This is a genomic window from Cupriavidus sp. 05N39 (genome assembly GCF_056397325.1).
In genome coordinates this window covers 1-10132 of sequence record NZ_JBFTNE010000166.1, presented here as the reverse complement: position 1 = coordinate 10132, position 10132 = coordinate 1, and the positions used below count along the sequence as shown (strand labels likewise).

Genomic DNA, 10132 nt, shown 5'->3' with positions numbered 1-10132 from the left:
TTATTACACCCTCCAGAGAATCTGAGCTGCGTAGCCCGCGCAACCGACGAGCCACAGAATCGTAAGAACTTGCAGCACGAGGCGCACGGCCATCGGCTTCACATAGTCCATCCAGATGTCGCGCACGCCAATCCAGGCGTGAAACAGCAGCGACAGGATGGTGAGGAACGTGATGATCTTCATCCATTGGTTGGCGAAGAGACCTGCCCACGCTTCGTAGGAAGCGCCGTTCGAGAGCAGGAAGGCGACTGCCAGCACGACGGTGAAGACCACCATGATGACAGCGGTGACGCGCTGCGCGAGCCAGTCTTTCAGACCGTAGTGCGCACCGACGACCAGACGCTTGGGACCGATATTATTATTTGCCACGTTGACTCTCTCCTCAGAACAGGCCGAACAGCTTCAGGCCGAACACCGCGGTGAGCAACAGGCTGATGATCAGCACGGAGACAGCGGACTTGGCCGAAGCGGCCTTGGTCACACCGACGTGCACGTCGAGCAGCAGGAAACGGATGCCAGCGCAGAAGTGGTGCAGGTAACCCCAGATCAGGGCCAGCAGAACCAGCTTGACGAAGCCACCGGACAGCAGCGCCGAGAACTTTGCGAAACTCAGTTCGGAAGTGACGCTCTGCTCGAAGAGATACAGGACGAAAGGAAGGAGGAGGAACATCAGAGCACCGCTTGCGCGATGCAGGATGGACACCTTGCCGGCCCAGGGCAACCTGTAACGCGCCAGCTGCGTCACATGGATGTTCCGGAACTCCGGCCTGGCTTGTTTGGCTTCAGCCATGCGAGACCCCATTTTGCGGTAAACAAAAAACAAAACTACTGAGCGCTCTGGATGCAAATGGATGCAGCCGGAGCAAATCCCGATAATTTTAGCGCCTTTGTTGCGCGGCGCACCAATAATTTTCAGCTATCGCGCACCAACATGGCGTGCCCGACAATCGAACGCAACCACGCCGCCCGGTAATCTCCCCCGCTTTGCGCAACGGCGGGGTCCGCCGTGGCGGCGTCGGCAATAATCCACCCGCATTTCCACACGGCAGCTCAGCTCAAATCGTTCTGATAATAGTGCCGGGTAGTGACGTACAGCCCCCGCCGGACCTCGACGGGCCGGTCGCCATAGGTGAACGAGACCCGCTCGACGGACAAAAGCGGCGTCCCCGCATCGACGGACAGCAGGGTGGCGGTGGCGCTATCTGCCGCCACGGCGCGGATTTTCTCGGTGGCCCGGATCATGCGCGTGCCGAATTCGGCCTCGAACAGCGCATACATCGGCCCCTTCCATTCGGTCAGCTTTTCGGCGGTCAGGCCCTTGAAGTTGGTACCCAGCAGCCAGATTTCGTCCAGCACCGTGGCTTCGCCGGAGAAAAACAGCACGCGGCGGATCTGCACCACGCTATCGCCGGTGCGGATCTCCAGCAGGCGTGCGATTTCGGCCGGCGCGCGCAGGCGCTTGCACTCCAGCACCTGGCTTGCGCCATAATGCGGCTCGCCCTCGTCCGGCACCAGGCGCAGGAAGCGGAACTTCACGCCATCCTCGTGGTGCGTCGTGACAAAGGTGCCCTTGCCCTGCCGGCGCGCGACCAGGTTCTCGGCCGCGAGTTCGTCGATCGCCTTGCGCACGGTGCCCTGGCTGACCTTGTAGCGCGCGGCAAGGTCCATCTCGCTGGGGATCATTTCGCCTGGCTTCCATTCGCCGGACTGCAGGCTCTGCGTGATGAGCGCCTTGATCTGCTGATAGAGCGGGCTGAACGTAGGCGAGGCCGCGGCGGCCGCGGACGGCTGCGTCCCGGCGCCGGGCGCAGCGGCGCCGTTATCCTGCACTGCAGCAACGGCAGTGCCGGCGAGGGACGGGGGCAGGGATGACATAACCGAATTTCACCACAAAATGGCAAAGGGCGTCCAGCCCGACATCAAATGTCTTATGTCTTATATAAGACATATGAATTGACAACACAATTGAGCCGGCCTACACTCCCGCAGGTTTCACGCTGGCATCCACTCTGGATACGGCACCCCTCTTCGCAGTAGACTTACGCTTTGTCGCACCCCATGACCCGTTGTGGCTCTCTCCAGTCGGCATCGTTAGCAGCGCGCCGGTGGATTGCCGCCTGCCGCCGTGGCGACAAATCCGCACCCGGTGACGTCCGGACCCCCGTCCGGCTCGCCACCGACCAGTTTCCCCCTCTTCTTGTTTGGAGAATTACTCATGGCTAAAGCCCCAATGCGCGTCGCAGTCACCGGCGCCGCTGGCCAGATCGGCTACTCCCTGCTGTTCCGCATTGCCAATGGCGACATGCTCGGCAAAGACCAGCCGGTCATCCTCCAACTGCTCGACCTCCCGCAAGCCCAGGCCGCCGTCAAGGGCGTGGTGATGGAACTGGAAGATTGCGCATTCCCGCTGCTGGCCGGCGTGGTGATCACCGACGATCCCAAGGTCGCGTTCAAGGATGCCAACGTCGCGCTGCTGGTCGGTGCCCGTCCGCGCAGCAAGGGCATGGAGCGCAAGGACCTGCTCGAAGCCAACGCCCAGATCTTCACGGTGCAGGGTAAGGCACTGGACGAAGTCGCCGCCCGCGACATCAAGGTGCTGGTGGTCGGCAACCCGGCCAATACCAACGCCTATATCGCGATGAAGTCGGCTCCGAGCCTGCCCAAGGAGAACTTCACCGCCATGCTGCGCCTGGATCACAATCGTGCCCTGTCGCAAATCGCCGCCAAGACCGGCAAGCCTGTCGCGTCGATCGAGAAGATGTTCGTCTGGGGCAACCACAGCCCGACCATGTACGCCGACTACCGCTACGCGACCGTCGACGGCCAGAGCGTCAAGGACCTGATCAACGACCACGCCTGGAACAATGACGTGTTCCTCCCGACCGTCGGCAAGCGCGGCGCCGCCATCATCGAGGCGCGTGGCCTGTCGTCGGCAGCTTCGGCCGCCAACGCCGCCATCGACCACGTGCATGACTGGGTCCTGGGCTCGAACGGCAAGTGGGTCACCATGGGCATCCCGTCCGACGGTTCCTACGGCATCCCCGAGGACACCATGTTCGGCTTCCCGGTGACCACCGCCAACGGCAAGTATGAAATGGTCAAGGGCCTTGAAGTCGACGCCTACAGCCGGGAAAAGATCAACATCACGCTCAAGGAACTGGAAGAAGAGCGTGCCGGCGTGCAGCATCTGCTCGGCTGATCCAGGCACCGCCAATGACTAAGCCGGAGCCCCGCAACGATTCACGAATCGGCGCGGGCTCCGGTTTTTTCATTCTGGCGCCCCGCCCTTCCCTCCCCCAACCGCTATCCGATTGAATAAAGTGCATCCTTCCGAGGTCTTGTTCCAGGGCGAAGCCATTCCGACGCAACTGCCGGTCTGCGACCACTATGCCGGCAGCGAAAAGCTGATGCTGAAATCGCTTGCCCTGCAGCAAGAGCTTGGGCCCGTGTTCGATATCACTTTCGACTGCGAAGACGGCGCCGCCGTGGGCCTGGAGCGCGATCACGCCGAATTGTGCGCTCGCCTCATCAACGGCCCGCTGAACCGCTTCAACCGCGTGGGCGTTCGCGTACACGACCCTGCCCATGCCAGCTGGCGCCAGGACATCGACATCCTGGTCGGCAGTGCCGGCGCCCGCCTGGCCTATGTGGTCGTGCCCAAGGTAACCGACGTGGTGGAGGTCGCCCGCGTCACCGACCACGTCAACCAGGCCGCGCGCGCGGCCGGCATTGCGCGCCACATCCCCATTCATGTGCTGATAGAGACGCACGCCGCGCTGGAGCAGGCTTTCGATATCGCCCGGCTGGTGCAGGTGGAATGCCTCAGCTTCGGCTTGATGGATTTCGTCTCGGCGCACCACGGTGCCATTCCGGGCGAAGCCATGCGCTCGCCGCAGCAGTTCGAGCACCCGCTGATCCGGCGTGCCATGCTCGAGATCTCGGCAGCCTGCCATCGTCATGGCAAAGTGCCGTCGCACAATGTCAGCACCGATATCGAGCAGCCCGCGCGCGCTGGAGACGATGCGATACGGGCGCGTGCCGAGTTCGGCTACCTGCGCAAGTGGAGCATCCACCCCAGCCAGATCCAGCCGATCGTGGCGGCCTTCCGCCCTGGCGGCGCGGAGATCGGCGCGGCCAGCGAGATACTGATGGCCGCCTACGAGAACAACTGGGCGCCGATCCGCCACCAGGGCCAGTTGCACGACCGCGCCAGCTACCGCTATTACTGGTCGCTGCTGCAGCGTGCGCATGCCACCGGCGCCGGCCTGCCGGGCAATGTGCTGGACCGCTTTTTTGCATGAACGCTGCCTGGGGCGTGGCATCGCGCGGCATTTGCGCGGTGCGCCCAGGCAATGACCACCCTATGACACAGGGTCCAGCCCGGGCCAGGCGCGGGTGAGAGGCCAGACAGGAGACACGATGTCAGAGCAGCAGCCAGTCCCGCAGAACACCCCTAAGCCGAAGAAATCCGTCGCCCTGTCGGGCGTGACCGCCGGCAATACAGCGCTATGCACGGTCGGCCGTACCGGCAACGACCTGCACTACCGYGGCTACGACATCATCGACATCGCCGAGACCTGCGAGTTCGAAGAGATCGCCCACCTGCTGGTGCACGGCAAGCTCCCCACCCGCGCCGAACTCACCGCCTACAAGGCCAAGCTCAAGGCCCTGCGCGGCCTGCCCGCCAACGTCAAGGCCGCGCTCGAATGGGTGCCCGCCAGCGCCCACCCGATGGACGTGATGCGCACCGGCGTGTCCGTGCTCGGCACCGTGCTGCCGGAAAAGGACGACCACAACACCCCMGGCGCGCGCGAYATCGCCGACCGCCTGATGGCCAGCCTCGGCTCCATGCTGCTGTACTGGTACCACTACAGCCACAACGGCAAGCGCATCGAGGTCGAGACCGACGACGACTCCATCGGCGGCCACTTCCTGCACCTGCTGCACGGCCAGAAGCCGTCGGCGCAGTGGGAACGTGCGATGCACACTTCGCTCAACCTGTACGCCGAGCACGAGTTCAACGCCTCCACCTTCACCGCCCGCGTGATCGCCGGCACGGGCTCGGACATGTACTCGTCGATCAGCGGCGCCATCGGCGCGCTGCGCGGCCCCAAGCACGGCGGCGCCAACGAAGTGGCGTTCGAGATCCAGAAGCGCTACGACAGCCCCGACGAAGCCCAGGCCGACATCGTGCGCCGCGTGGAAAACAAGGAAGTGGTGATYGGTTTCGGCCACCCGGTGTACACCATCAGCGACCCGCGCAACCAGATCATCAAGGACGTGGCGCGCCGCCTGTCGAAGGACGCCGGCTCGACCAAGATGTTCGACATCGCCGAACGGCTGGAAACGACCATGYGGGACATCAAGAARATGTTCCCCAACCTGGACTGGTTCAGCGCCGTGAGCTACCACATGATGGGCGTSCCGACCGCCATGTTCACGCCGCTGTTCGTGATCTCGCGGACCTCCGGCTGGGCTGCCCACATCGTCGAGCAGCGCATCGACAACAAGATCATCCGCCCCAGCGCCAACTACACTGGTCCGGAGAACCTGAAGTTCGTGCCGATCAAGGATCGCAAGTAACACCCGGCTGCCGGTTTGCTCCCCTGTACCGCCCGTGGGAGAGGGGGTAGCCGGCCGCGAAGCACGGCCGCTACCCCCTGATCATTACTCTCTTTCTTCCCTACAAAATGAACACTGCAAACCGCAAACCGCTGCCCGGCACCCAGCTGGATTTCTTCGACACGCGCGCCGCGGTCGACGCGATCCAGGCGGGCGCCTATGACAAGCTGCCGTACACGTCGCGCGTGCTGGCCGAGAACCTCGTGCGCCGCTGCGACCCGGCAACGCTGACCGATTCCCTCAAGCAGCTCATCGAACGCAAGCAGGAACTGGATTTCCCCTGGTTCCCGGCGCGCGTGGTCTGCCATGACATCCTGGGCCAGACCGCACTGGTGGACCTCGCCGGCCTGCGTGACGCGATCGCGGCCCAGGGCGGCGATCCGGTCATGGTCAACCCGGTGGTGCCGACGCAGCTGGTGGTGGACCACTCGCTGGCCGTCGAGTGCGGTGGCTTCGATCCCGATGCGTTCGCGAAGAACCGCGCCATCGAAGACCGCCGCAACGAAGACCGTTTCGATTTCATCAACTGGACCAAGAAGGCGTTCAAGAACGTCGACGTCATTCCGCCGGGCAACGGCATCCTGCACCAGATCAACCTCGAGCGCATGAGCCCGGTGGTGCAGGTAAAAGACGGCGTGGCCTTCCCCGACACGCTGGTCGGCACCGACTCCCACACCCCGATGGTGGACGCCCTGGGCGTGATCGCCATCGGYGTYGGCGGYCTGGAAGCSGAAAGCGTGATGCTSGGCCGCGCCTCSTGGATGCGCCTGCCGGAMAKCRTCGGCGTSGAGCTGACCGGCAAGCYGCARCCGGGCATCACCGCGACGGACACCGTGCTGGCCCTGACCGAATTCCTGCGCAAGGAAAAGGTCGTGTCGTCCTACCTCGAATTCTTCGGCGAAGGCACCACCCACCTGACGCTGGGCGAYCGCGCCACCATTTCCAACATGGCGCCGGAGTTCGGCTCCACCGCSGCGATGTTCTACATCGACSAGCAGACCATCAAGTACCTCCGGCTCACCGGCCGTGACGAAGCACTGGTCAAGCTCGTGGAGACGTATGCCAAGGAAGCCGGCCTGTGGGCGGACAGCCTGGAGCACGCCGAGTACCCGCGCGTGCTGAAGTTCGACCTGTCCTCGGTGGTRCGCAAYATSGCCGGCCCGTCCAACCCGCACAAGCGCGTGSCGACGTCCGAACTGGCCGCGCGCGGCATCAGCGGCAAGGTCGAGAACGAGCCCGGCCTGATGCCGGACGGCGCCGTGATCATCGCCGCCATCACCAGCTGCACCAACACCAACAACCCGCGCAACATGGTGGCCGCCGGCCTGCTGGCACGCAACGCCAACCAGCTTGGCCTGACCCGCAAGCCGTGGGTGAAAAGCTCGCTGGCGCCTGGCTCCAAGGCTGTCACGCTGTACCTGGAAGAAGCCAGCCTGCTGCCGGAACTGGAACAACTGGGCTTTGGCGTCGTGGCCTATGCCTGCACCTCCTGCAACGGCATGTCCGGCGCGCTGGATCCGGTGATCCAGAAGGAAGTCGTGGACCGCGACCTGTACGCCACCGCCGTGCTGTCCGGCAACCGGAACTTCGACGGCCGTATCCACCCGTATGCCAAGCAGGCCTTCCTGGCCTCGCCGCCGCTGGTGGTGGCATACGCCATTGCCGGCACCATCCGCTTCGATATCGAGAAGGATGTGCTGGGCACGGACGCCAATGGCAAGCCGGTGACCCTGAAGGACATCTGGCCGACCGATGCGGAAATCGACGCCGTCGTAGCCGCCAGCGTGAAGCCGGAGCAATTCCGCAAGGTGTACGAGCCGATGTTCGCCGTGACCGCCGACACCGGCGAAAAGGTCAGCCCGCTGTACGACTGGCGCSMGMWGAGCACMTACATCCGCCGCCCGCCGTACTGGGAAGGTGCGCTGGCCGGCGAACGCGCGCTCACGGGCATGCGCCCGCTGGCGGTGCTGGGCGACAACATCACCACCRACCACCTGTCGCCGTCCAACGCCATCATGCTCGATAGCGCCGCCGGCGAGTACCTGGCGAAGATGGGCCTGCCCGAGGAGGACTTCAAYTCCTACGCGACCCACCGCGGCGAYCACCTYACCGCGCAGCGKGCGACSTTYGCCAACCCCACCCTGAAGAATGAAATGGTGGTGGTGGACGGCAAGATGAAGGCAGGCTCGCTCGCCCGCGTSGAGCCSGAAGGCRAGGTCACCCGCATGTGGGAAGCSATCGARACCTACATGGMGCGCAAGCARCCGCTGATCGTGATCGCCGGYGCCGACTAYGGCCAGGGCTCCTCGCGCGACTGGGCCGCCAAGGGCGTGCGCCTGGCTGGCGTGGAGGCCATTGCCGCCGAAGGCTTCGAGCGSATCCACCGCACCAACCTGRTCGGCATGGGCGTGCTGCCGCTGGAGTTCAAGCCGGGCGTGAACCGCGCCACGCTGGGCATCGACGGCACCGAGACCTACGATGTGATCGGCGAGCGCAAGCCCCGGACCGACCTCACTCTGGTCATCCACCGCAAGAACGGCGAGCGTGTGGAAGTCCCCGTGACCTGCCGCCTCGATACCGCGGAAGAAGTGTCGATCTACGAAGCCGGCGGCGTGCTGCAGCGCTTCGCGCAGGACTTCCTCGAATCGTCGAAGGCAGCTGCGTAAGCACGGGCTGACGGCTTCGTGCATCGTGTTCGGGCGGTACGGCGACGTACCGCCCGTTTTCACCAGGACAAACTATCCATGGCCCACGTACCCCAGATCAAGATTCCCGCCACCTACATCCGTGGCGGCACCAGCAAGGGCGTGTTCTTCCGCCTGCAGGATTTGCCTGACGCCGCGCAGGTGCCGGGTGCGGCCCGCGATGCGCTGCTGATGCGCGTCATCGGCAGCCCGGACCCTTACGGCAAGCAGATCGACGGCATGGGTGCCGCTACCTCCAGCACCAGCAAGACCGTCATCCTCTCCAAAAGCAGCAAGCCCGATCACGACGTCGATTACCTGTTCGGCCAGGTCTCCATCGACCAGCCGTTCGTCGACTGGAGCGGCAACTGCGGCAATCTCTCCGCCGCCGTCGGGCCCTTCGCCATCAGCGCCGGGCTGGTCGACCCCAGCCGCATCCCGCAAAACGGCATGGCCATCGTGCGCATCTGGCAGGCCAACATCGGCAAGACCATCATCGGGCACGTGCCGATCACCAATGGCGCCGTGCAGGAAACCGGTGACTTCGAACTCGACGGCGTGACCTTCCCCGCCGCCGAAGTCCAGCTGGAATTCATGGATCCCGCAGCCGAGGAGGACGGCGCCGGCGGCGCCATGTTCCCCACCGGGAACCTGATCGACGATCTCGAGGTTCCCGGCGTCGGCACGCTGAAGGCCACCATGATCAATGCCGGCATCCCGACCATCTTCCTGGACGCGGAAGCCATCGGCTACAAAGGCACCGAACTGCAGGACGCCATCAACGGCGACCCCAGGGCGCTGGCGATGTTCGAGACCATCCGCGCCCACGGCGCGGTGCGCATGGGTCTGATCAAGGATATCGGCGAAGCCGCTACCCGGCAGCACACGCCGAAGGTGGCCTTTGTCGCCAGGCCAGCCGCCTATGTTGCGTCCAGCGGCAAGCAGGTTGCCGCCGGCGACGTCGACCTGCTGGTGCGCGCCCTGTCCATGGGCAAGCTGCATCACGCCATGATGGGCACGGCCGCCGTGGCCATCGGCACCGCCGCGGCCATCACGGGCACGCTGGTCAATCTCGCCGCCGGCGGTGGCGAGCGCAATGCCGTGCGCTTCGGCCATCCGTCGGGCACCCTGCGTGTGGGCGCGGAAGCCACGCAGGTCAACGGCGAATGGACCGTGACCAAGGCCATCATGAGCCGCAGCGCCCGGGTGCTGATGGAAGGATGGGTGCGCGTGCCCGGCGATGCGTTCTGAAGCACGCTGACGCAGTGGCCGATGGACGGCCCGCGGCGCGCATGGAGCCCGGCTTTTGCCGGGCTTTTTTGTGCCTGCCGTCCGCCTCCCGCCTCGGGAAAACCCCGAATCCGCAAATGTCGACACATTTGACCACCCTCTCGTATAGTTCACCCTCCGCTGGCCAGACACCTGTAAGTCAGGCCCGGGCCGGCCGGATTGCGAAGACCGATAGACGACGCAGACACCCAAAAGGTGCTGTTCAGTCGTGCCTATACGAGGAGAATCATGAAACGCTTTGCCCGTCTCACCACCATCGGCGCCCTGCTGCTCGCCGCCAGCCTGACCACCGGCGCCGCCCATGCGCAGCTTGCCCCGTCCGCCGCCGCGCCGACGCAGGCCAGCGCCCCCAGCGAAGCCCGCAAGGCCAATATCGTCATTATCGGCACCGGCGGCACCATCGCCGGCGCCGGCGCTGCCGCCACCAATACCGCGGCCTACCAGTCGGCCGTGGTGCCGGTGGACAAGATCATCGCCTCGGTCCCGGAAATCTCGAAGGTCGCCAACGTCAAGGGCGAGCAGGTCTTCCAGATCGG

The 10132-nt window shown here is 64.7% G+C and carries 9 protein-coding genes; 6 read left to right on the top strand and 3 right to left on the bottom strand.

Annotated elements, in window-relative coordinates; all coding sequences use genetic code 11:
• Positions 1 to 3: 3 nt before the first annotated feature.
• The 3 genes from sdhD to AC1DN0_RS38935 form a co-directional block, all read right to left on the bottom strand.
• Positions 4 to 369 carry a succinate dehydrogenase, hydrophobic membrane anchor protein gene (gene sdhD / locus AC1DN0_RS38945; protein WP_006161623.1) on the bottom strand — a complete coding sequence of 122 codons (366 nt, stop codon included), beginning with the start codon at positions 367 to 369 and terminating at the stop codon, positions 4 to 6.
• 13 nt (positions 370 to 382) lie between these two features.
• Complete coding sequence (gene sdhC / locus AC1DN0_RS38940) at positions 383 to 790, bottom strand: succinate dehydrogenase, cytochrome b556 subunit (protein WP_045242017.1); 408 nt, start codon at positions 788 to 790, stop codon at positions 383 to 385.
• Positions 791 to 1050: 260 nt separating this feature from the next.
• Entirely contained in the window at positions 1051 to 1875 is an 825-nt protein-coding gene (locus AC1DN0_RS38935; protein WP_477102346.1) for a GntR family transcriptional regulator, read from the bottom strand.
• A 340-nt stretch (positions 1876 to 2215) separates the two neighbouring features.
• Here AC1DN0_RS38935 and AC1DN0_RS38930 point away from each other — a divergent pair, with 340 nt between their 5' ends.
• The 6 genes from AC1DN0_RS38930 to AC1DN0_RS38905 form a co-directional block, all read left to right on the top strand.
• A complete protein-coding gene (locus tag AC1DN0_RS38930; protein ID WP_276290632.1) occupies positions 2216 to 3199 on the top strand; it encodes a malate dehydrogenase in 984 nt (327 codons plus the stop codon).
• A gap of 121 nt (positions 3200 to 3320) precedes the next feature.
• Positions 3321 to 4301, top strand: a complete 981-nt coding sequence (locus AC1DN0_RS38925) for an HpcH/HpaI aldolase/citrate lyase family protein (RefSeq protein WP_441635727.1) — start codon at positions 3321 to 3323, stop codon at positions 4299 to 4301.
• 118 nt (positions 4302 to 4419) lie between these two features.
• Complete coding sequence (gene prpC, locus AC1DN0_RS38920; RefSeq protein ID WP_477146506.1) at positions 4420 to 5583, top strand: bifunctional 2-methylcitrate synthase/citrate synthase; 1164 nt, start codon at positions 4420 to 4422, stop codon at positions 5581 to 5583.
• Positions 5584 to 5690: 107 nt separating this feature from the next.
• Entirely contained in the window at positions 5691 to 8288 is a 2598-nt protein-coding gene (acnD, locus tag AC1DN0_RS38915; RefSeq protein WP_477146505.1) for a Fe/S-dependent 2-methylisocitrate dehydratase AcnD, read from the top strand.
• Between the two features lie 78 nt (positions 8289 to 8366).
• Positions 8367 to 9557, top strand: coding sequence for a 2-methylaconitate cis-trans isomerase PrpF (gene prpF / locus AC1DN0_RS38910; RefSeq protein ID WP_441637458.1), 1191 nt, complete (start codon positions 8367 to 8369; stop codon positions 9555 to 9557).
• A gap of 267 nt (positions 9558 to 9824) precedes the next feature.
• Positions 9825 to 10132: asparaginase domain-containing protein (locus AC1DN0_RS38905; RefSeq protein WP_477146504.1), on the top strand; the 308-nt coding region annotated here is incomplete at its 3' end.